This window comes from Streptomyces sp. CGMCC 4.7035 (assembly GCF_031583065.1).
GTDB lineage: Bacteria > Actinomycetota > Actinomycetes > Streptomycetales > Streptomycetaceae > Streptomyces > Streptomyces yaanensis.
The window spans coordinates 4,223,636-4,246,448 of sequence record NZ_CP134053.1; the positions used below are offsets into that span (position 1 = coordinate 4,223,636).

General features: G+C 70.6%; 17 protein-coding genes. 11 read left to right on the forward strand and 6 right to left on the reverse strand.

Annotation, left to right across the window (positions count from 1 at the left end):
• Positions 1-13 precede the first annotated feature (13 nt).
• From Q2K21_RS18170 to Q2K21_RS18180, 3 genes are all read right to left on the reverse strand, one after another.
• Positions 14-1,417 carry a glycoside hydrolase family 43 protein gene (locus tag Q2K21_RS18170; RefSeq protein WP_310772084.1) on the reverse strand — a complete coding sequence of 468 codons (1,404 nt, stop codon included), beginning with the start codon at positions 1,415-1,417 and terminating at the stop codon, positions 14-16.
• Positions 1,418-1,602: 185 nt separating this feature from the next.
• Positions 1,603-2,070 (reverse strand): DUF4231 domain-containing protein, encoded by a 468-nt coding sequence (locus Q2K21_RS18175; RefSeq protein ID WP_310772087.1) that lies wholly within the window; start codon positions 2,068-2,070, stop codon positions 1,603-1,605.
• A 120-nt stretch (positions 2,071-2,190) separates the two neighbouring features.
• Entirely contained in the window at positions 2,191-3,366 is a 1,176-nt protein-coding gene (locus Q2K21_RS18180) for a permease (protein ID WP_310772090.1), read from the reverse strand.
• 193 nt (positions 3,367-3,559) lie between these two features.
• Here Q2K21_RS18180 and Q2K21_RS18185 point away from each other — a divergent pair, with 193 nt between their 5' ends.
• Positions 3,560-4,249, forward strand: coding sequence for a peptidoglycan-binding domain-containing protein (locus Q2K21_RS18185; RefSeq protein ID WP_310772094.1), 690 nt, complete (start codon positions 3,560-3,562; stop codon positions 4,247-4,249).
• Positions 4,250-4,430: 181 nt separating this feature from the next.
• Here Q2K21_RS18185 and Q2K21_RS18190 read toward each other — a convergent pair whose 3' ends face one another.
• On the reverse strand, positions 4,431-6,368 hold the full coding sequence (locus Q2K21_RS18190) for a phosphatase PAP2 family protein (protein WP_310772096.1): 1,938 nt from the start codon (positions 6,366-6,368) through the stop codon (positions 4,431-4,433).
• Positions 6,369-6,613: 245 nt separating this feature from the next.
• Positions 6,614-7,522 (reverse strand): N-acetylglucosamine kinase, encoded by a 909-nt coding sequence (locus Q2K21_RS18195; protein ID WP_310772099.1) that lies wholly within the window; start codon positions 7,520-7,522, stop codon positions 6,614-6,616.
• 317 nt (positions 7,523-7,839) lie between these two features.
• Here Q2K21_RS18195 and Q2K21_RS18200 point away from each other — a divergent pair, with 317 nt between their 5' ends.
• From Q2K21_RS18200 to Q2K21_RS18225, 6 genes are all read left to right on the forward strand, one after another.
• Complete coding sequence (locus Q2K21_RS18200) at positions 7,840-8,973, forward strand: ROK family transcriptional regulator (RefSeq protein WP_310772102.1); 1,134 nt, start codon at positions 7,840-7,842, stop codon at positions 8,971-8,973.
• 275 nt (positions 8,974-9,248) lie between these two features.
• Positions 9,249-10,577 (forward strand): extracellular solute-binding protein, encoded by a 1,329-nt coding sequence (locus Q2K21_RS18205; protein ID WP_310772105.1) that lies wholly within the window; start codon positions 9,249-9,251, stop codon positions 10,575-10,577.
• A gap of 117 nt (positions 10,578-10,694) precedes the next feature.
• Positions 10,695-11,606 (forward strand): carbohydrate ABC transporter permease, encoded by a 912-nt coding sequence (locus Q2K21_RS18210; RefSeq protein WP_310772108.1) that lies wholly within the window; start codon positions 10,695-10,697, stop codon positions 11,604-11,606.
• Complete coding sequence (locus Q2K21_RS18215) at positions 11,603-12,505, forward strand: carbohydrate ABC transporter permease (RefSeq protein ID WP_310772111.1); 903 nt, start codon at positions 11,603-11,605, stop codon at positions 12,503-12,505. Before Q2K21_RS18210 ends, Q2K21_RS18215 begins: the two co-directional genes overlap by 4 nt.
• Positions 12,506-12,507: 2 nt before the next feature.
• Entirely contained in the window at positions 12,508-14,226 is a 1,719-nt protein-coding gene (locus Q2K21_RS18220) for a hypothetical protein (protein WP_310772114.1), read from the forward strand.
• Positions 14,227-14,293: 67 nt separating this feature from the next.
• A complete protein-coding gene (locus Q2K21_RS18225; RefSeq protein ID WP_310781066.1) occupies positions 14,294-16,123 on the forward strand; it encodes a hypothetical protein in 1,830 nt (609 codons plus the stop codon).
• 311 nt (positions 16,124-16,434) lie between these two features.
• Here the strand turns inward: Q2K21_RS18225 and Q2K21_RS18230 are convergent, their stop codons facing one another.
• The gene (locus Q2K21_RS18230) at positions 16,435-17,109 is read right to left on the reverse strand and encodes a nucleoside/nucleotide kinase family protein (protein WP_310772117.1); all 675 of its coding nucleotides are present in this window, start codon (positions 17,107-17,109) and stop codon (positions 16,435-16,437) included.
• Positions 17,110-17,306: 197 nt separating this feature from the next.
• Here Q2K21_RS18230 and Q2K21_RS18235 point away from each other — a divergent pair, with 197 nt between their 5' ends.
• From Q2K21_RS18235 to Q2K21_RS18250, 4 genes are all read left to right on the forward strand, one after another.
• Positions 17,307-18,164, forward strand: a complete 858-nt coding sequence (locus Q2K21_RS18235; RefSeq protein WP_310772120.1) for an ANTAR domain-containing protein — start codon at positions 17,307-17,309, stop codon at positions 18,162-18,164.
• 65 nt (positions 18,165-18,229) lie between these two features.
• Positions 18,230-18,970 carry an HAD family hydrolase gene (locus tag Q2K21_RS18240; protein ID WP_310772123.1) on the forward strand — a complete coding sequence of 247 codons (741 nt, stop codon included), beginning with the start codon at positions 18,230-18,232 and terminating at the stop codon, positions 18,968-18,970.
• Positions 18,967-21,324 (forward strand): glycoside hydrolase family 65 protein, encoded by a 2,358-nt coding sequence (locus Q2K21_RS18245; protein WP_310772125.1) that lies wholly within the window; start codon positions 18,967-18,969, stop codon positions 21,322-21,324. The genes Q2K21_RS18240 and Q2K21_RS18245 overlap by 4 nt, the downstream gene beginning before the upstream one ends.
• A gap of 183 nt (positions 21,325-21,507) precedes the next feature.
• Positions 21,508-22,737 carry an RNA-guided endonuclease InsQ/TnpB family protein gene (locus Q2K21_RS18250; RefSeq protein WP_310772128.1) on the forward strand — a complete coding sequence of 410 codons (1,230 nt, stop codon included), beginning with the start codon at positions 21,508-21,510 and terminating at the stop codon, positions 22,735-22,737.
• The last annotated feature ends 76 nt before the right edge of the window (positions 22,738-22,813 follow it).

The following is a 22,813-nucleotide window of genomic DNA, read 5'->3' on the forward strand; positions in this document are numbered from 1 at the left end:
CCGGCTCTGCCCGCTAGTAGCCGACGGAGAAGGTGGCGTCGGCCCGGTCGGTGGCGGTCGAGATCGGGTCGATGCGCAGCACGTAGTTGGAGTGCCTGATGTAGCGGGTCGGGTTGTTGTACGAGCGGAACGACGTCCACGAGGAGTCGGCGAGTCCCGCGGTGGAGTAGAAGGTGGCGTCCTGCGCGAACGTCGTCGTGCCGTCGCTGACGTCCAGTTGCAGCTGGTAGTTGTAGTGGCGCAGATAGCGGGTCGGATAGTTGACCGACTGGAAGGAGACGCCGGCGCTGTCGGCGAGGCCGGGAACGAGCTTCCACTGTGCGTCGGTGTACGGGTCGAACGGGTACTCGTCGATCCGTCCGACGTAGTTGGAGTGACGGACGTAACGGGCCGGATAGTTGTAGGACTTGAGCCGGTTCCAGGCCGGAGCGCCCCACTTGGCCACGAGGTTGGTGTACTCGGCCGTGGTGATCGGCTGGATGGTGCCGTGCTTGGAGTTCACCGGCTGCGTGTAGTCGCGCTGGTCCAGGGCCGTCCAGGTGCCCGCGGCCAGGTCGGTGGTCTGCCAGGCGTAGAAGACGCCGTTCGGCGTATAGGTGTCTCCCCACAGGTACCAGGCGCCGGCCGTCGGCGACTTCACGAGGATCGGGGCCTCGGTGCCGCCGTGGGCGGCCGGGGTGCTGAAGACGGTGAAGCTGCCGGGGTCCAGGGAACTGGACCGCGCGCCGACCAGCGCCTGTTTCGAACTGTCTTTGAAATACAGGTAGTTCACGCCGTCGACGCCCACCGCCATGTCCCCGTCGATGACGTCGTAGCCGGGATCGAAGAAGACCTGCGCGGTCGTCACCGTCTTGAAGTCGGTGGTGTAGTTGACCATGATCACGTTGTGGCCGCTGTCGTTGACGGCGGAGTAGATGATGGCGTACCGGCCGCGCCCCGCGTCCCAGAAGGCTTCGGGCGCCCAGCTGTGGGTGTTCATGCCATGCAGCTTGAGCCGGCGGTAACCGGTGAACGTGCGCAGGTCCGCGGAGTCCCAGACGTGGATGTACTGGCTGACGTAACTCCAGTCGGTGCCCTTGAGGTCGGTGGCGAGCACGACGAAGGTGCCGTCCTGCTTGCGCAGGATGAACGGGTCGCGCAGTCCGAGTGCACCCTCGGTGGGCGTGACCACGGGATTGTTCTGGTTGAGCGGCATCCAGTGACGGGAGTCCGTGCTGACGGCCAGGTGCAGTCCGTAGTCGGTGCCGTTTCCACTCGGTGACTCGGTGAAGTAGCCCATGACGTAGGCCGAGTCGGCGGCGTCGGCGGGCCGGGCCCCGGCGGTCAGATCGGTGGTCAGGGCGAGCGGAACCGTCGCGGCCATGCCGAGGAACAGTCGGCGCGAGGGGTGGGAAGCGGGGCGGGGTCGTACGCTCATGCGCTCTCCAAAGGGCGTGCGGGGCCGGTTGGGCGCCGAAATATCGAACGAGGTTCGATGAGGCGATCAGAAGGTAGAGGGGAGACGAGGGCGCGTCAATTGTTCTGCCGTACCTCGGTGATTCCTGTGAGCCAGGGCGTGCGCGCACGCCGCTGGACCTCCGGAAGGGGGCGGCCGACGGCCCGTCAGGCTCCCGTGGCCGGCGCGGTCGGAGTCATGCGCTGGCTCTGGGTGTCGGCCCATTCCCGCAGCTCGTTGCTCCCGACCTCCTCGATCGCCGCCTGCAGCACCGCCCGTGCGGCCGCGTCGCGTTCGGCCTCCGGGAGCAGCAGATAGCGGTCGACGGCCCGGCGCAGGCTCTCATGGGACTGCGACGCCAGCACCCACCGGGGAGCGGGGTTGAAGAGCTGACGCATGCCGGTGCAGAAGACGGCGCCGCCGGCGATGAGAGCCGTCAGCCACGCCGGCGCGTGCAGCCCCGCCGCCACGACCGTGGACGACGTGGCGGCGAGGGCTCCGATCTCCGTGGCGTAGTGCTCCCGCCTGGAGCGGTCGCGTTGGCGGCTGTAGAACGCGAGTTCCTTCCGTGCCAGGGCCAGGAGGGGATCCGGGTGCGAGGTCCAGTCCTGGTCGGTGTGTGCCCGTCGTCTCATCGCCCCATCATCGGGGTTCGGCCGCGTGCGGGGGAAGACAAGGGTGATCTTCGAGCGTCTCTTTCCCCGTGTCACGCCTTGGGTGGCGGCCCCTGCGGCGCGGTACCCGCTCGGCGCCGTTCAGCGGCGGTCGCCCCCACCCGCCCCGGTGGCCTCTTCGGCCTCGGGCGCGCCCGACATCATCCGCAGCATCGCGGGGCCGCCGGTGCGCAGGAAGCGTACGAGCAGGGCGGCGGCCAGCAGCAGGAAGGCGATGTTGAGCCAGGTCGTGTAGTTCCAACTGGCGCCCTCCTCGGGGATCCTGGCGTCGGCCTGGTTCGGGATCAGGCCCAGCCCGCCGAAGGCGAACTCGACCACGTACCCGGCGACCACCATCGCCCCGTAGAAGGTGGCGAGCAGGAACGCGGCCATGCGCGGCCCGTAGTACTTCCGGTAGATGTTCAGGATCGGCAGGATCAGCAGGTCCGCGTAGATGAAGGCGATCACGCCGCCGAAGCTGATGCCTCCCTTCCACAGCACCACCGCCAGCGGCACGTTCCCGATCGAGCACACGAACGTCGCGATCGCCACCAGCGGCCCGACGAGCGGCCCGACCAGCCTGGCGGCGAGCGGATGGCCGGACAGGAAGAAGGTGCGCCAGAACTCGTCCGGCACCCACGCGGCGATCGCGCCCGCGATCAGCAGTCCGGCCACCAGGTCACGCAGGATCGCCGCCCACTCCATGACGAAGATGTGCGACACGGACGTGAATCCCCGACGGGACAGCAGCCGGCCGAGGAAACCGCCCTCGCCGCCCACCGACATGTCCATCGCCGCATGCCCCTCCATCGAACCGGCCAGCCCCCGCTCGGCCTGCTCTCGGGCCGAGCGCAGCAGCCGCTCGCGCAACAGGACACGAAAGAGCACCGCGAGGACGACGATCATCACCGGTCCGCCGACGAACTCCGCGAGCGTGAACTGCCAGCCCATCAACAGGGCCAGGATGACACCCAGTTCGATCACCAGATTGGTCGAGGCGATCTCGAACGCCATCGCCGCCGTGAAGTCGGCGCCCTTGCGGAACAGGGAGCGCGCCAGGGCGACCGCGGCGTACGAGCACGAGGAGGAGGCCGCGCCGAGCCCCGCGGACAGGGCGAGCGTACGGGGCCGGTCGTCACCCAGCAGCCGTACGACCGTCGACCGGCGCACCACCGCCTGCACCACGGCCGACAGGGTGAAGCCCAGGATCAGCGCCCAGGTGATCTCCCAGGTCATCGACCCGGTGATGGACAGCGCGTGTCCGATCGCATCCCACATGCGGTGCCCTTCTCCCTGACGGTCCGGAACGCGGCCACTGTACCCCTAGGGGGTATGGTTCGGAGCTGCTGTCGAGTGGCTGCCGGCCGGCCGGATCGTGTGGTGACTGTGGGTTCCCGGTGAACAGGGCGGAGGCCGCCCACGTATCACTCCCCGGGGATGGCGGGAGACCGCGGGACGGAAGGAGAGCAGTGTGTCGACACCGCCCGAGCCGGGGCAGTCGTTGCGGCGCCCGGTGCTGGAACCCACCTACGTCGTGCGCCGTCGTCGTACCGAGGCGCTGGCCGAACTGGTGAGGGAGTTCCGCGAGAACGAGAGACGCCCCCCGGAGCCGGTCCACGAACCGATCGTCGTACACGTGGCACCGGCCACCGCCGGGGACGTGACGGAGGAGCTGCCGCCCGTCCCGGACGCCCCCGGCCACCGCGCCCGCGCGGGCTGGGTGCGCCGTGAACGGCCCGCCGACGACGGACTCACCATGCGCCGTGCGCTGATCATCATCGCAGTGACCGCGGCCGGCCTCATCGGCTTCGGCGCCGCTCTCGTCCTCCCCGGTCCGGGTGATGACGGCGCCTCACGGGACGCCGCCGCTCCTCCGCCCCGGGTACCCGCCACCAGCGCCCCCGTCCAGCAGCGGACCACCGACCCCGACGGCCCCGGCACCCTGCGCGAGGGCGACAGCGGAGCGGAGGTGACCGAACTCCAGGAACGGCTGCTGCGCATCCCCGACGTCTACGAGCAAGGTTCGACCGACGGCCGCTACGACGCCACGCTCGCCGCCGCCGTCGCCCGTTTCCAGCTCTGGTACGGCATCCGCGGCGACGAGACCGGCGTCTACGGCAACGACACCCGCCGCGACCTCGAGTCCCGCACCACGCTCTGAGCCACCCGGGGAAGTTCAGGCACCTTCCGCCCTTCCCCAGAGCCGCTCAGCGGGTGCGCCCGCGGACACGGGCGGCACGTACGGCGGCCGCTCACCCTGAGCCGTACGGCCCGTGTCCGCCCACCGGTACGGGCGTGTCGCGCATTCCCCTGGCGCGACACGCCCGTACCGCGCGGTGGGACTATCGCTTGAGGAGCCGTACGGCCAGCCCTTCCGCCGTGTACACCGGCACCGCCCGGTACGCGTCCGACGTCACCGTGACGCGCCCGAACTGCCCGCGCAGCGACCGGGTTCCGATCACCGGGATCGTGGACCCCGCCGCCGGCGGCCGGTCCTCGTCCAGCCGCAGGGTCAGCACGCTGTCGCGGTCCAGCACCACGCGTCGCTCGACCGTGAGCGCCGCCTTGTGCCCCGCCCGCAGCGTCACGTCCAGGGTCGCCCCCGCCGCCTGCGTGTAGGAGCCGCACACCCGGACGGCGCCGGCCGTCCGCAGCGTCCCGCCCGTCACCCGTACGTCACCGAGGCCCAGCGCGCTCGACGAGGCCGCGACCAGGGTGCCGTCCTCGACCACGGTGCCGCCCGTGTACCGGTTCTCCCCGGTCAGGGTCAGGGTTCCGCTGCCGCGCTTGGTCAGACCGCCGCAGCCGTCGATGTCGTTGCGCCAGCTGTCGGCCGCGCCGAAGCCCCCGTCGGCCGCGTTCAGCGTGACGGTCACATCCGTGTCGAAGGAGCCGTAACCGTCCGCCGCGGCGAACAGGTTCAGCCGCCCCCACTGCTCGAAACCGTCCAGCAGCACGTATCCGGAGGGCAGCGCGGTCGTCCGCAGCACCTCGCGCCGCTGCCCCGCGTCGAGGTAGGGCAGCCGCGTCTCCAGCAGCACCTCCGCACCCTTCGGCACGGTCAGGTCCGTGCCGCGCCCCTGCCGGGTCAGCACGTACGTCAACCGCGGCCGGACCGCACGGGCGTTGGCGACCCGGTCGGCGTACGCGTCGGTGTCGGTGCCCGCCGAGTGCGCGTAGGCGTAGAGGGTGTCGGCCGTCGTGCCGGTCTGCGCCTGGAAGTACGCGAGCGCCTGGGCCCTGGCCGCGGCCTTGAGACCGGCGTTGGCCGGGTCCGCGAGCGTGGCGGCGGCCAGGGCGGTGGCCATGACGCGGCCGCCGATGACGTCGACGGTGGAGTGCATGCCGGCCACGATCCGGGTGTGGCTGAGCTCAAGGGCCCGCGTCACCAGTTCCTGGAAACGTTCGGGCACGGCGTACGCGTAGGCGAGGGCCGCCAGGTGGAAGGCGTTGGTGTGGCCACTGGGGTAGCCGCCGTCGTCGGCCGGGGACGTGCCGCGCTGCCACAGCAGCTGCGGGGCGACGATCACGTCGGACTCGTAGACCGGGTAGCCCAGCGCGTCGGTCTTCCCGGTGTCGACGACCTGGCTGTCTTCGTTCATGCGCCACGGACGCGGGTACTGGTAGGCGTACTTGGCCGGGTTGCCCGAGGCGTACGGTCCGCGCACCGTGTCGACCAGCTGGGCCACCTTGCCGAGCGCCGAGTCGTACGAGCCCGCGCCGAGCGCGGACCCGGTGGGGGCGTCGGCCGGCACCGCATCGCTGATCTTGCCCGACGGCGTGCCGTCCGGCGCGCTGGTGATCGAGGTGACCGCCTTGGCACCCGCCTTGTACAGGCCGGCCAGCGGGCCGAGCCCCGCGATCACCGAGTAGCTCTGGTGCTGCCGGTCGTAGAGGAACGCCTCCTTCGCCTGCGCGTCGGTGCGGGTGGAGGTGATACGGGCGCAGTAGCGCATGTTGGCGCGGAGCACCTCGGGCATGAGCGGCGTGCCCGTGTTCCAGGCGCCGCCCGTCTTCCACACGTTGCTCATGCCGCCGAGGACGCGGACGACCGCGTTGGTCTCGGGCGTCTGGTTCGCGAGGACGTTGGTCTTGTAGTCGTCGACGAACGCGGCGGGGCCCGTGGCGGCCTTCGCGTCAGCGATGGCCAGCCAGCTCGCGAAGGTCGGGGCGGCCAGCAGCGCGGCCGAACCACCGAGGGAGGTCCGCAGGAACCCCCTTCTGTTCACGGCGAGTCGACCGGTGGACGAGCTGGAGCGGTGCCCGGCGGGTGACGGCATGCGTGTGCCTCTCTTGATTTCTTTCGGCCGTGCGGCCGGGGAGTTCGGGTGCGGTCGACTGTGGATCGCGGTGCGCGAGGTGACGTATCGGTCGAACCGCGTTCGGTGATGCGTACGAATGCGTACGAGCGAAGATCTACGGGCGGGCCGTGTCCCGTTGGCGAGATCCCGGCGACCGTGGTGTGACCTGGAGGTGAACGAGGGCTCCGTGGCTCACTGGTGAGGGCCGGTCGGTGTCGCTGACGTCAGAGCAGGGAGCGTGCGAGCGCCACCGCTCCCTCGACCGGCGGCACCTGAAGCGGCGTCGGCCGGGCCCCCGGAACGGTCTCGGCCAGTGACGAGGTGAACGCGTCGTACAGCGCGGGCTGGGCGAGCACCGTGCTGCCCGCGACCACGACGTCGTCGACCGGGACCCCGCGTGCGGCGAGCCGGGCGACGAGCGCGGCGAGCGACCGGCCCGCCTCGGCGATCACGGACCGGGCGAGCGGTGAACCCGCGGCGGCGGCCGTGAAGACGACGGGAGCGTGCCGGCCCCACTCGGCGGAGACGTCCGTGGCGCTCTCCAGGGCCGCCCCGAGCGCCGGCACTTCGGGCACGCCGAGCGCGGCGAGGAGCCCGAGGGCGAGCGCGTCGGGTTCCTCCCCGCGATCGTGAGCCGCCCACGCGGCCCGTGCCGCCTCCCGGACCAGTCCGGCCGCGCCGCCCTCGTCGCCGAGCACCGCGCCCCAGCCGCCCACCTGGACGGGGTCGCCGCCGGGCAGTCGGCCCACGGCCACCGATCCGGTGCCGGCGACCAGGCCGACGCCCTTGTCCAATCCGGCGGCGGGCACGAGCAGTTCCGCGTCGCCCACGACCAGCGCGGGCGCGTCGAACAGGGTCTGCAGTGCCGTACGGATCTGCGCGCACTGGCGGGGCGTCTCGCAGGCGTGCCCGCCCACGGCGAGGGCCGACGGGCGTGCGCCCTCGGGCAGGGCCTCGCGGACCAGCTCGGCCAGCCAACCGGCGGCGGCCACGGGGTCGTGCGGCCGCCAGCCGCTGCTCGTCCGGATGTGATCGGCGACCCGGTCGCCTCCCGTGAGTGCGCGGAGGTGCGTCTTGGTGCCGCCCACGTCGATGCCGACCACGAGAGGGCAGAAGGGGGGAGTGTCCTGCACGGATCCTCTTTCGTCGTTGCGCTGAGCTGCGACGGCGGGCGAACCGTGCCTGGGTGACGGGCAGTTGAAGAATTGGGAAGCCCCGGGACGGGCCTCTTGCGGACCACGGCAGGCGAGTACCGTAGAAGTTCGTTAGGAAGTTAACTAACGAAGTACAGTGCGTCAAGAGGAATGCGCACTCGACCACCGGGACGCCCGTCAGGGCCGCCGTGGGGCGGGAGCGCGCGACGCCGGTGCATCCCATCGCCGCGGCCCGCCGAGACGATCGGCCCGGGAGCGCGGCCCTTTACCTGTGTGGGGGAACTGTGGAACTCGACGTGGCGGAAGCCCCCCGCCTGACCGAGAGCGCGAGCGCGGTGTTCGCCGTACTGGCCCAGGCGGGCAGCGCGACCCGGCCGCAGCTCGCGAGCCTGGCGGGCCTGTCCAAGCCGACGGTGTCCTCCGCCGTGGCGGAACTGGAGAGCGCCCGACTGGCAGCGCACTCCGGGACCGCCTCCAGCGGCACCGGCCGCTCCGCCGCCGTCTACCGTCTCGGGCCGGCCGCCGGCGCCGTCCTGGCCGTCGACCTCGGCCCCGCCCTGACCAGGGTCAGGGGCTGCGCCCTGGACGGCACCCTGCTCGCCGAGGCCACCGCCTCCCGTGCGGACGCCGCCGACGCCGTGCGCGAGGCGCTCGCCGCGCTCCCCGCGGGCGCCCCGCTGCGCTCCATCGTCGTCGCCGTCGGTGACGTCACCGCCCGCGACCGGCAGGGCAGCGGCATGCGCCCGGCCACCGCCAAGGCCGGTCCGGTCTTCGACGCCATGGCCGTGGCCCTGCCCCCGGGCATCCCCGTCGACCTGGAGAACAACGTCAACTGCGCCGCGCTCGCGGAACTGCACGAGGGCGCCGCCCAGGGCCGGAACACCTTCGGCTATCTGCGGATCGGCGTCGGTATCGGTCTCGGCATCGTCGTCGGCGGCCAGGTGCTGCGCGGATCGAACGGCGCCGCCGGTGAGCTGGCGAGACTGCCCTACCCCTGGGACGACGGCCGTGAGCCGCGCCGGGAGGCCTTGGAGGAGTACATCGGCGCGCGGTCGCTGCTGCGCCGGGCCAGGGAGGCCTGGGGGGACCGGGACGGGCCGTGCCCGCGCACCACCGAGCGGCTCTTCGCCCTCGCCGGGGAGGGCCGGCTCACCGCCCGTGCCGTCGTGGACCGCCATGCCGTCGACGTGGGCCGGCTGGCCGCCGCGGTGACGGCCGTACTGGATCCCGGGCTGCTCGTCCTGGGCGGCAGCACCGGGGCGTTTCCGCAGCTCCTGCCTGGTGTGCGGGCCGAGCTGGAGCGGCTGAGCTGGCCCACCGAAGTGGTCAGCAGCCAGGTCGGTGATCTCGGCACCGTCGTGGGCGCGGCACGGCTCGCGGTCGCCAGAGGAGTCCAAACCGTGACCGAGGCGGCGCGGACGAAGGATTGACGGTTTCGGACTCGGTCTGCCAATGTCCGGACAAGCGCTTTCTAAGCCGGCCGGGACGCCGGCTTGGGCGAGCGTCCCGCCCGTACACGACGTACGGCAACCGCACCAGGGCGTGCTTGTGCGGCGGCGGCCACAGCGGCCGGGGACCCTCGTCCGTCAGGATGACGCGGCTGGGCGAGGCCGCGCCCTCGGAAGGCGAATCTACCGGCAAAAATGCACCTGTGCCGCCTCGGTCGGCGCCGTGCTGCGTCCCCTACGACGAAAAGGGATCGAACATGACCACTGTGGGTGTGCGGCGCTCCCGCCGACTCGGCCGCGGCGGTATGCGCCGCCTCCTTCCTCTCGCTGCCGTGGCTACGGCGGGTGGGCTGCTGCTCTCCGCCTGCGGGTCGGGATCCGACTCGGGCGGCAACTCCAAGTCGCTGACGTTCTGGATCTCCACGGTTCCGGGGCAGGACGCGGGCTGGAAGAAGCTGGTGGAGCAGTACAAGAAGGAGGCCGGCGTCGCCGTCAAGCTCGTCAACATTCCCTACGACGGGTACACGACCAAGCTGAAGAACGCCGCGCAGGCGAACTCCCTGCCCGACGTGGCGGCCGTGCCGTCGCTGGACCCGATCTGGTCGAACAAGCTGATCGACCTCAGCTCCATCGTCAGCACCAAGAGCAACAACATCAACCCCAACTTCCTCGCCAAGGACTCGTCCGGGAAGGTGCTGTCCATACCTTCGGACGTCACCGCGTCCGGCCTGTACATCAACGAGACGCTGTTCAAGAAGGCCGGCGTCGCCTTCCCGACCTCGCCCCAGAAGACCTGGACCTGGACCGACTTCATCAATGCGGCGAACAAGGTCCGGGAGAAGACCGGCGCGAAGTACTCCCTGACGTTCGACAATTCGCCGTCCCGGCTCCGCGCCATGGTGTACGAGATGGGCGGGCAGTACGTCCACGCGGACTCCTCCGGCAAGTTCTCGGTGGACGATGCGACCAAGAAGGCCGTGAACACCTTCGTCGGAATGAACGACGACAAGACCATGCCGAAGTCGGTGTGGACCAGCGGCGCCGACCCGTCCGCCATGTTCCAGAGCGGTGATGTGGTCGCCTACTGGTCCGGCGTGTGGCAGGTTGCCGCCTTCGCCGACAGCATCAAGAAGTTCGACTGGGCGAGCGTCCCGACTCCCGCCCAGCCGGTGCAGGCCAGCGACGTCAACGCCGGCGGCATGATGGTGGGCTTCAACAACAACGGCGACGCGGCGACCGCAGCGCAGAAGTTCCTGTCCTGGGTGTACGAGCCGGACCACTACCGCGAGCTGTGTGAGGCGTCCGGCTTCCTGCCCGTCGAGAGCGGTCTGAACCCGAAGTACCCCTTCACCTCCGAGGCGGCGCAGGCGGCGTTCAAGCTGTACAACGAGGAGATCCCGCTCTACGCCCCGATCTCGGGTTACTTCAACAACGCGCAGACGGACTGGGTGCTGAAGGGCAAGAGCCTCACCGAGGACCCGACCAAGACGGAACTCGCCAAGGCGATCAACGGTCAGCAGTCGGCCGACAAGGCCCTGGAGAACATCGTGGCCGGCTACAACCAGCAGGTCGGCGGCGCATCGTAGGCCGCAGGGCCGGGCGGCGGGGTCGAGACACCGCCGCCCGGCCCTGGCCGTCCATCTGATGCCCGGCTCAAGCCGTGAGCCCACCGCAATCCATTCCACCAGCACGGAGTCAGGAAGATGACAAAACGCGCCTCGGACGCGTCCGCGAGCCCGCCCAGGAGACGCAGTAAGTACACCCTTGCGCCGCTCGTCCTCATCGCGGCCAATGTCGTGCTCTTCGCGCTGTTCTTCGTCTGGCCGGCGGTGATCGGGCTCGTTTACTCCTTCACGAACTACACGGGTGTGGGGGCGTTCCAGTTCATCGGACTGGACAACTACCACAAGCTGTTCGGGGACTCCACCTTCTACGACGCGCTGACGCGGACCCTGCTGTACGCCCTGCTCTTCGTTCCGCTGAACTTCGCGCTCTCGCTGCTCACCGCCAACCTCCTGGTGAGCAAGCACGCCAAGGGCGGGTCGGTCGCCCGCGTCATCTTCTTCATACCGTGGCTTCTGTCGCCCATCGTCGTGGGTGTCCTGTGGCGGTGGCTGTTCGGTGAGAACTTCGGACTGGTCAACTACCTCATAGAGAAGCTCGGCGGAAGTGCCGTTCCCTGGCAGTCGAACGCGGACCTGTCGCTGCTGGTGGTGGTGATGGCGGCGTCCTGGATGTGGACGGGCTTCTCGATGCTGCTGTTCATCGCGGCGATCAAGAACGTACCGGTGTCGTACTACGAGGCGGCCTCGCTCGACGGCGCCGGCCCATGGCGCCAGTTCTTCAGCATCACGCTGCCGAGCATCGCACCCACCTCGTTCATCGTGATCCTGCTCAACACGATCAACGCGATGAAGGAATACCCGGTGTTCGTCGCCCTCAACAACGGCGGACCCGGAACGTCGAACAACCTGCTTGTCCAGTACATCTATGAGACCGGCTTCAAGCGGGGCCAGATCGGCTACGCGAGCGCCGCGTCGTTCGTGCTCATGATCATCCTGATGGCCGTCGCGATCATCCAGCTGATCGTCAACCGGCGGGTGGAGAACCGATGACAACCACAGACATGGCACGCCCGGTCGACGCCGGTTCCGGACGAGGCGTCTCCAAGAAGGGGCGCCGCGACGCGGGCCGTGGTGGGCTCCGGCAGGCGGTGTCCGCGACGACACTGCTGTGGATCCTGGCGTGCCTCTACGGCCTGCCGGTGCTGTGGTTCATCCTCAGCTCCCTCAAGCCGGCCAGCGACCTGTTCTCCTATCCGCTGACGCTGGTTCCGCACAACCCCACCCTGTCGGGTTACCTCACGGCGTGGCGCAGCGCCAACTTCGCCCAGTACTTCATCAACACGGCCACCGTCTGCGTGATCACCACGATCCTCACCGTGGGAGCCAGCTGCTGCACCGGGTACGCGCTGGCCAAGTACGACAACAAGTGGCTCAAGGCATTCTTCGTCTGCATCCTCGCCACCACGATGCTGCCGGGCGAGGTCATGCTCGCCCCGGAGTTCCTGGTGGTCCGCAACCTCGGCCTCTACAACTCGTTCACCGGCATCATCCTCCCGGCCGTGCTCACCGCGACCGGATGCTTCATGTTCCGCCAGTTCTTCCTGACGGTCCCCGACGAACTCGTGGAAGCCGCGCGCATCGACGGCGCCCGCGAACTGTCGATCTTCCTGCGGATCATGGTGCCGATCTCCCGGCCCATCATGCTGACCCTCGCCATCCTGTCCTTCCAGTGGCGGTGGAACGACTACATCTGGCCGCTGCTGATGCTGAACGACCCCAACAAGTTCACCGTGCAGATCGGCATCCAGAGCATCGTCGGCGCGCAGAACATCAACTGGTCGGTACTGCTCGGCGCATCGGTCATCTCCATGATCCCCCTGATCGCCATCTTCCTGGTCTTCCAGCGCTACGTCATGGGCGCCGACATCAACGCCGGACTGAAGGACTGATCTTGCCCACCCCGCTCGACCACGAGTTCGTCCGCGCGGTGGCCCGCGCCGCCGACCGGCAGGCCGCCCCGTCGGCGGCCCGACCCGACGAGGAACCCACCGGTGCGACCCACCGCGTTCTGGCCCGCGGGGTGAAGACTCTGGTCGCGGCGTACCGTTCCCCGCACTCGGCGCTGCACGGCAGCGAGCAGGCCGTCGCCGCCGCGACGACCCACGTCCGCGCCCTGCGGGCCGCGCAGACCGGCACCGGCCTCTTCGCCGGCGGCGACAACGTGCAGTCACCGCCGGACTCCGCGTTCACCGTCAACGACGTGTGCGACGCGTACGTCCTCGCCGCCGGCGCGGGGCCGGAACTGCGCGACGTCACGGCCGCGCTCGCCGAGATCGCCGGCGCCGCCACCGGCAGTCTCCTGACCGGTGGCGTGCACACCCCCAACCACCGCTGGGAGCTGTGCGCGGCGCTGGCCCGGCTGCACCGGTCGTTCCCCGACGACCGGCTGCTCGACCGCGTCGAGGAGTGGCTCTCCGAGGGCATCGACATCGACGCGGAGGGCCTGTACTCGGAACGCAGCGCCGTCTACGCGGCCCATGTGTCCAACCCCTCGCTGCTGCTGCTGGCCGACGTGCTCGGCCGCGCCGACCTGCTGGACGCCGTCGAACGCAATCTCACCACGACCCTGGACCTCATCAGGCCGGACGGCACGGTGGAGACCGTCCACTCGCGACGGCAGGACCAGAACCAGCCGTTCCCGCTGGCGCCCTACCTGCCGCACTACCGGCTGCTCGCCATCCGTACCGGCCGGGGCGACTTCAGCCGGGCGGCGCGGCTGGCGGCCGCCGGCGGCATCGACGAGCCCGACCTGCTCGCCCAGACCCTCCTCACCCCCGACCTGTGCCACGCGCTGCCGGCCCCGGCCGCGGAGACACTGCCCCGCGACCGGTACCTCACCACCGCGCGCCTCGCCGCACGCGCCTCCGCCACCGCGCACACGGTGGTGTACGGCGGCTCCGACGTGCCCGAGCACCGGCGAATCCGCTCGGGCCTCGCCTGCAATCCCACCTTCCTGCGCCTGTTCGCCGGCGACGCCGTCCTCGACGCGGTCCGTCTCTCGCGGGGGTTCTTCGACATGGGCCCGTTCCGCGCCGCCGGCATGCACTGGCTCGCCGACAGCGTCTACCGGCTCACCGAGACCCTCTCGGCCGCCTACTACCAGCCGCTTACGCCGGACCAGCGGCGGGACGACGGCGCTTACCGGATGGCGGACGAGGGACGCTTCTCGGCCGCGATGGCCTTCCCGGACCGGCCTCGGGACGAGGTCTCACACACGACCCGCGTCGAGGTGGACCTCAGGGAAGACGGTGCCGATCTGCGGATCGACATCAGCGGACCACGGGTGCCCTGGGCCCTCGAACTGACCTTCCGGCCGGGCGGCGTGCCAGAGGGCGCCGTATCGATCGGCGACGGACGCTGGTGCCTGACGACCGGGCCGATGACCTACCGGGTCGGCGACGACGAGATCCGGGTCGAGGCCGACGTCGAGGCAGGCGAACCGCTTGTCGGGCCGGACCGGAGCGACGTACTGCGGTACGACCCGGGTCAGGACTACACCGTGGTGGGCGGCACCGATGCGACGACCGGGAACCGCGTCTACATCGGTGGGCACGGCCCGCACACACTGACCGTCGCACTGCGCGCCCGCCGGCCCGCACCTGTCGTGTGACCCCGACGACCCACGCCATGGCCACCTGCATGAAGGGCTGATCACCGTGCACCTCCCGCCCCCTCCCGTGCACCTCCCCCACCAGCGCGGCCCCCTGCACGACCTGCCCGACAGCCCCGAGGCCTACGACGCCGTCCTCGCCGACGTCACCGAGCAGGCACTGGCCCGCCTCACCCCCGAGGGCAACCTCGAACACCCCGGCGCCTTCGACGACATCGGCGACACCTCGCTCGGCATCACGTCCCTGCTGGTGCTCGCCCTGCAGCGCACCAAGGACCCGCGGCTGCCGGAGGCGGTGCACCGCAGCCTCGCCTTCCACCTGCGCGAGCGGGTCTACGTCGAGGACAACCCCGGCTACCCGAACCTGAGGATCCGCAACTCGGGCTTCTCGTACGCCCGTTACGTCCTGCACGCGGGTGTCCACCCCATCGGCGACTGGCCGAGCACGGTGTGGGCGCTGCTCCAGGCGGTCAACATCCTCGACGCACCGGACGGCCTGATCGACATCGACCAGCGAGCCGGACTGCTCGAGGTGGCGCGGGGCTACTGGCGCTGGCTGACCGAGGCGACCTTCTTCAACCCGCAGGAGGCCGGCAACCAGGCCATCGGGTGCGTGGTCGGCGGCCTGATGCTGGCACGCCATCTCCCCCCGGAGGAAGGAGAGTCGGTCCGCGCCCGGGCGATCGGCCTGTACACCGACGAGATCCGCGCCCACCGGGTACGCGACCGCGGCGCCCTGCTGCCTCCCGAGCACGGCGGCGCCTACGACAACAACTACGGCCCGATCTCCCTCTCCTTCCTCGCCCAGGCCCACCGGATCAGCGGCGAGGAGATCTTCGCCGAGGACGGCGACGCGCTCGCCCGCTACATCGACGCGCGCCTGACCAACGGCGGCTTCGACAACGGCGGCCCGCGCTACAGCGAACAGCACTCCGGTTTCGAGGCAATGCTCGGCCTGCGCTACTTCAGCCGGCGCATCGGCTCCGACCTGGGCCGCTACCGGGGCGACACCCGCTGGGGGCGGCACGCCGTCCAGACGGACGGGGGCATCGACGGGCACTTCGCGTTCATGCTGGTCTGGCAGGTCCAGGACGGTACCCGCTGGCACCGCACGCCGTCGAAGGAGCCGTTCCGCCACCAACTCCGCGCCGGCACGGTCTCGGTGGCCTTCGACGACCGGATGACGCCGGCCCTGGTCGAAGCGGCCGGCACCTATTACCTGCCGGCGGCGGTCAACCGCCAACACGGCTTCGGACCGGTCGTCGACGGGTTCCTGCTGTGCCGGCCGATGGGCGAGGTCCGGGTGCGCGACATCCGTACCGACGGCCTGACGGCCAAGCTGGTCAGCAAGCCTGTCGTGGGCCGCGACCACGTCCTGCGCCATGTGCAGTCCCTGTACGTCACCGACGGCACGAGCCTGTGGGTCACGGTCGCCGTGGAACGGCTCGACGGTACGCCGTACCTGCTGGCCGGGCTGCCGTACGCCATGGACGACGGCGACCGGGTGCGCAGGACCGCGGAGGCCGAGGTGACGTCGGCGGGCGGGCTGCGCCTGACGCACCCGGAGTCCGAGGGCGCTGACTTCTTCGACGCGCGTTCGCAACTGACCCAGCAACAGGCCGCCTTCGCGCTCGCCGCCGACCCGCGCGGCTACGGCAACCCGGACGAGGGCTGGCGCCATCTGGTGGCGTCCACGGCGCTGGAGGCGGAGCCGGTCCCGGGCACACCGGAGGACGTGCACGTCTTCGCCGTGCGCTACGGCCCCTCGGGCCCGCTCACACCCGCCTTCGAGCGCCGCGCGCAGGGCCTGACCGTGCGGACCGAGGCCTTCACCGCGGTGATCGGAGAGCCGGCGGGCGACGCCCACGGGGATCCGGAGCTGACCCTGCACGGGTGAGAGCCGGTCGGTCCGCGGGATCGGGAGGCGCTGGTGATCGGTACGGGCCTCACCGGTCCCGCGGACCGCGACGGGCAGTGCGCGGCACGGGCTGAGCGCGGTGACGCTCCGCCCTGCCGAGTTGGAGGCCGTGGGCGGCGGCCCAGGCTGCGGGTTCGGGGACAGTGACAGCCCGAGTGGGCGGTGCCCCCGACGGGACGACAGAGCCGATCACCGACGCTCACAACGACACACCCCCTGCCCCTGGTCGGTGCCCGCACCCTGATCCGCGCCACTGACAACCGACTCCCTCCCCGGAGCGCCGGGACAGGTCAGGCCGGTGCGCCGGCAGCCGGCCGCGCGTACGGCGCCGGGAGTGCCGTCCCCGGTACCACCAGGTCCGCCCGGTCCCGGGTCGTCGCGACCAGGTCCGCGTTGCGCTGGTCCGTGCCCAGCACCCACGCCGCCGCCGCGTCGTGATCCTTGCCGAACTCCTCGTGACGCGTGACGAGCCGACGGATGCGCTCCGCCTCGTCGAGTTCGCAGAACCACACCTCGTCGAGCAGCGGGCGGACCCGTGCCCAGGCCCCCGTGTCAAGGAGGAGGTAGTTGCCTTCCGTGACCACGAGCCGCGCCGTCGGCGGTACCGGGATCGTGCCCGCGATCGGCTGCTCCAGCACCCGCTCGAAACCGGGCGCGTAGACGGTCTCGCCGTCCTCCTCCTCGTGCAGACGCCGCAGCAGCGCCGCGTACCCGGCCGCGTCGAACGTGTCGGGCGCGCCCTTGCGTTCGCGGCGGCCCAGGCGGTCCAGCTCGACGTCGGCCAGGTGGAAGCCGTCCATGGGGACGTGCGCCACCCACGGGTCCCCGGTCCCGTTCAGTTCGCGGACCACGTGCTCGGCGAGCGTCGTCTTGCCCGCTCCCGGGCTGCCGGTGATGCCGAGGACCGCACGGCGGCCGGGGCGGGCCAGCGACGCGGCCCGCTTGAGGAGGTCGTCGAAAGTCATACCTGGCCAAGTCATAGGAGGTCATTGGATCAAAGGTCGCCCCGGATGGCGAGAGGGGCGGCCGGAACAGCCCTGATCGACCGCGCGGCCACCGAGTCACCCGTGTACTCGGGGGAGTGCGGGGAAGGCGCGCACACAGAGTGCCGCCCGCACCGGGCGTGGCGGCATGCGGACACGGGAAAGGACCAGGGCGTCGTATGAGCGAGTCGCCACTGACGGAGCACGGTGACAGCGCGGAGCAGGCACGGCTGCGCGCCGAGGTCCGCCATCTGCGGGCCCGGTTGCGTGCCCATCCGCTGATCTCCGAAGCCCAGGGCATGCTGCGGGAACGCTACGCGCTGCCGGACTCCGAGAGCGCGTTCGCTCTCCTCCAGCGCGCCTCGCAGCAGTACAACGTGAAGCTGCGCACCCTGGCAGGAGCCCTGACCGCCGTTCCGCGCCCGGACCCGCGCCAGTCCCTGTGGTTTCCCCGGCGTGCCCGCCACGCCGAACCCCGACTGACCTTCGACCGGACGGGGCGGGCCGGGCCGGGCAACCGGGGCGCCGTGCTCGGCGCGGTCCTCGGTCAAACCCTCGCCGTCATCGACGCCGGCATGGGCAACGTACAGACGGCCGACCGCACGGACGGCGGTCTGCGCATCGAGAAGCACACCGGACTCACCCCCGACTTCGTCGACTTCTTCGGCCACGTCGGTAAGGACGGCACCTCCTGCGCGCTCGCCGCACGCAACGTCGCCCAGGTCACCGTCCAGGACGTGGCGACGGACCCCGTGTTCACCGAACCCGCCCGCGAGGCCATTTTGCGGGCGGGCAGTCACGCCTGCCACAGCGTGCCGCTGACCACCGCCTCCGGAGTGTGCGTGGGCATGGTCTCGGCCCACTTGGACCACCGGATCAAGGGGCTGACGACGGCTCAGACCAAGGCGCTCGACATCGTCGGCGGCGAGGCGGGCGCGTGGCTGGCCTGGTACGACCGCACGGTGGTGCTGGACGCTCTGGAGTATCTGCACGCGCTCGGTCGAGGCCACACCGGCAGGAGGGTCAGACGCTCCTGACGAGGAACCGTGGAATGTGGCCCGCGCCACCCTCTGCACCGCGTTCTTCGGGGAAGGTGGCTCCTATGACAGAGCTCGGTCTTCCGGACGACATCCAGGCCTGCCTCTTCGACCTCGACGGGGTCATCACCAAGACCGCCGTCGTCCACGCGGCCGCGTGGAAGCAGACGTTCGACACCTTCCTGCGTCGGCGGGACGGGGCCTCCTACCGCCCCTTCGACGACGTCACCGACTACGACGAGTACGTCGACGGGCGCCCCCGCGCCGACGGCGTCCGCACCTTCCTCGCCTCCCGGGGCATCCATCTGCCCGAGGGCGACCCCGACGACCCGCCCGGCCGGCAGACTGTGCACGGCCTCGGCAACCGCAAGAACGAGCTGCTCCTGGAGCTGATCCGCACCCGTGGCGTGCAGGCGTACGAGGGCACGATCCGTTACGTCGAGGCCGTGCGTGCCGCCGGGCTGCGCACGGCGGTGGTCTCGTCCAGCGCCAACTGCCGCGACGTCCTGAGGTCGATCGGCGCGGAACGCCTCTTCGACGTACGCATCGACGGGATCGTGGCCGCCGAGCGGCACCTGCCGGGCAAACCGCACCCGGACACCTTCCTCGCCGCCGCCCACGACCTCGGTGTGGAGCCGAAGGCCGCCGCCGTCTTCGAGGACGCGCTCGCGGGCATGGACGCCGGGCACTCCGGTCATTTCGGGTTCGTGGTCGGCGTGGACCGCGTCGGCCAGGCGGACGCCCTGCGCGCCCACGGCGCCGACATCGTCGTACGGGATCTCGCGGAACTGGGGGAGCGGCCGTGATCACCCATACGTCGTACGCCGTCGACCCCTGGACGCTGCGCGAACGCGGGCTGCACCTGGACGTCCTCGCGCAGAGCGAGTCCGTGTTCGCGTTGTCCAACGGGCATGTCGGGTGGCGCGGCAACCTCGACGAGGGCGAGCCGCACGGGCTGCCGGGCGCCTACCTGAACGGCGTCCACGAGATCCATCCGCTGCCCTACGCGGAGGCGGGATACGGCTATCCGGAGTCCGGGCAGACCGTCATCAACGTCACCAACGGCAAGATCATCCGTCTGCTCGTGGACGACGAGCCCTTCGACCTGCGCTACGGGCGGCTGCGCTCCCACGAACGCGTCCTGGACCTGCGCACCGGACTGCTCACGCGGACCTGCGAGTGGACCTCACCGGCCGGCTCGACGGTCCGGGTGCGGTCCACGCGGCTGGTCTCCTTCACCCAGCGCGCCATCGCCGCGGTCGCCTACGAGGTCGAGGCCGTCGGTGGACCGGCCCGGGTCGTGGTCCAGTCGGAGCTGGTGGCCAACGAGCAACTGCCCGAGCATGGCGGTGATCCGCGCGCCGCCGTCGTCCTTCAGTCGCCGTTGGAGGCGGAGGAGCACTTCGCCAAGAACGGCCGGCTGCGGCTGGTGCACCGCACGCGCAGGAGCGGCCTCAGGGTAGGCGCGGCCGCCGACCACGTCGTCGGCGGTCCCGATCCGACCACCACCGAGAGCGAGGCGACCGACGACCTCGCCCGCCTCACCGTCGCCTCCTCGCTCGCGCCCGGCGAGCGGCTGCGCGTGGAGAAGTTCGTCTCCCACGGCTGGTCCGGGACGCGTTCGCTGCCCGCGGTCAGTGACCAGGTGGACGCGGCGCTGGCCGCTGCCGTGAGCGTGGGCTGGTCCGGGCTCCTCACTGAACAGCGGGAGTTTCTCGACGAGTTCTGGGCCCGCGCGGACGTGGAGATCGACGGCGACGAGCAGATCCAGCAGGCCGTCCGCTTCGCGCTCTTCCATGTCCTGCAGGCCGGGGCCCGCGCCGAACAGCGCGCGATACCCGCCAAGGGGCTGACCGGCTCCGGGTACGACGGGCACGCGTTCTGGGACACCGAGATGTTCGTGCTGCCGCTGCTCACCTACACCTCGCCCGGCGCGGTCGCCGAGGCGCTGCGGTGGCGGCGGAACACGCTGCCCGCGGCCCGGGAACGGGCCGTCCAACTCGGGCTGCGCGGTGGGGCGTTCCCGTGGCGGACCATCGAGGGCTCGGAGGGGTCGGCGTACTGGCCGGCCGGCACCGCCGCCTTCCATGTGAACGCCGACATCGCCGACGCCGTCGTCCGCTACACGGCCGCCACCGGCGACGAGCGCTTCGAACGCGACACCGGGGTCGAACTGCTCGTGGAGACGGCCCGGTTGTGGCGCTCGCTCGGCCACCACGACCACCACGGCACCTTCCACATCGACGGGGTGACCGGCCCGGACGAGTACAGCGCCGTCGCCGACGACAACACGTACACCAACCTGATGGCCCGAGCGAACCTGCTGGCCGCCGCCGACGCCGTGGAACGCCATCCGCGGCGGGCCCGGGAACTGGGCGTGGACGACGAGGAGAGCGCGGCCTGGCGGGACGCCGCCGAGGCGATGCACGTCCCGTACAACGCCGAACTGGGCGTACACGAACAGCACGCCGGATTCACCCGCTATCAGCGGTGGGACTTCGCCGGGACCCGCCCCGACCAGTACCCGTTGCTGCTGCACTTCCCGTACTTCGACCTGTACCGCAAGCAGGTGGTCAAGCAGGCGGACCTGGTACTGGCGATGTACACGTGCAGCCCCTTCTTCGACGCGGAGCACAAGGCGCGCAACTTCGCCTACTACGAGCCGCTCACCGTGCGCGACTCATCCTTGTCCGCCTGCTGCCAGGCGGTCGTCGCGGCCGAGACGGGCCATCTCGGCCTCGCCTACGACTATCTGCACGAGGCCGCGCTGATGGATCTGGAGGACCTGGAGCACAACACGCGCGACGGCCTGCACATCGCGTCCCTGGCGGGTACATGGGTGGCGCTCGTCGCGGGCTTCGGCGGTCTGCGCCACCACGGGTCGAGGATCGAGTTCGCTCCGCGCCTGCCGGAGAGGTTCGGCCGTCTCGCCTTCACCCTGGAAGTCCTGGGCCGCCGACTACGGGTGGAGATCGGTCGTACGACGGCCACGTACGCGCTGCGGGCGGGGGAACCGCTGACGATCCACCACCACGGCGAACCGTTCACGCTCGACGCGGACAAGCCGCACACCCGCGACATCCCACCCCTCAAGTCCCGCCCGGCGCCGGACCAGCCGCCGCACCGGCGACCGAACCACCGGGATCCCGAGGGGAGTTGATCCTGCGGTCCGCAGGGAAGCGATCCTTCGGCTACCGGGATTCATTCGCAGTGCACCGGCGTTCACGCCGTTGGTGAAGCGAATTGGGGCGTGGCGACGCGGAGCGTCGCCGAATCGTTCCGGTGGAGCTGGATTCGGCTGATCCGTCCCGGGCTGTCGGTGACGGGTGTTAGCGTCCGGATCATGCAGCTTCGGTATGCCTTCCGTCTCGATCCGACACCGGGTCAGCGCAGCGCGCTGGCCCGGGCGTTCGGGTGTGCGCGGGTGGTGTACAACGACGCGATCGCGGCGCGGGAGCGGGCGCGGGCGGCGGGGGAGGCGTTTCCGACCGCGGCGGTGCTGTCGAGGACGCTGGTCACCGAGGCGAAGAGGACCCGTGAGCGGCACTGGCTGGGCGAGGTGTCGGCGGTGGTGCTGCAGCAGTCGCTGCGGGATGCGGAGAGCGCGTACCGGAACTTCTTCGCTTCCCTGAAGGGAGCCCGCCAAGGGGCGCGGGTAGGGGCGCCCCGCTTCAAGTCCCGTAAGGACGAAAGGCAGTCGGTCCGGTTCACCGCGAACGCGCGCTGGAAGTTCAACGAGACCGGAAGGCTGTTGCTGCCGAAGATCGGCGAGGTGAAAGTGCGCTGGTCGCGCACGCTGCCCGCCATCCCCTCCAGCGTCACGGTGATCAAGGACGCGGCCGGGCGATACTTCGCCTCCTTCGTCATCGACACCGACCCGGAGCAGGACCGGACCCGCTTCAGCGAGCCGGACCCCGGCAGTGCCCTCGGCATCGACCTGGGCCTGACTCACTTCGCCGTCCTGTCCGACGGCACGAAGATCGACTCCCCGCGGTTCTTGCGCCGGGCGGAGAAGAAACTGAAGAAGGCCCAGCGGGAGCTGTCCCGCAAGCAGAAAGGATCCAGGAGCCGGGCCAAGGCCCGCCTGAAGGTCGCCCGCGCCCACGCCAAGGTCGCCGACGCGCGCCGCGAGTTCCATCACCAGCTCTCCACCCGGCTGATCCGCGAGAATCAAGCGGTCGCGGTGGAGGATCTGGCGGTCAAGGGCTTGGCGCGCACCCGGCTGGCCAAGAGCGTGCATGACGCGGGCTGGTCCCGGTTTGTGGGCATGCTGGAGTACAAGGCGAAGCGGTACGGCCGGACCTTCGTGAAGGTCGGCCGGTTCGAGCCCACCAGCCAGGTGTGCTCCACCTGCGGCCACCGCGACGGACCCAAACCCCTTCATGTGCGGGAATGGGTCTGCACCGCCTGCGGCACCCTCCACGACCGGGACCACAACGCCGCGATCAACGTCAAACACGCCGCCGGACTGGCGGTGACAGCCTGCGGAGCGCCGGTAAGACCAGAACCCGTTCTGGCGCAGCGCGAAGAAACAGGAAGCCACGGAAGCCCGCCCGATGCCCATGCCGCGTAGCGGCACCGCACCGAGCGAGCAGGCCAGAATCTCCCTCCTTCAGGAGGAAGAGCAAGTCAAATCCGTCACTACAACA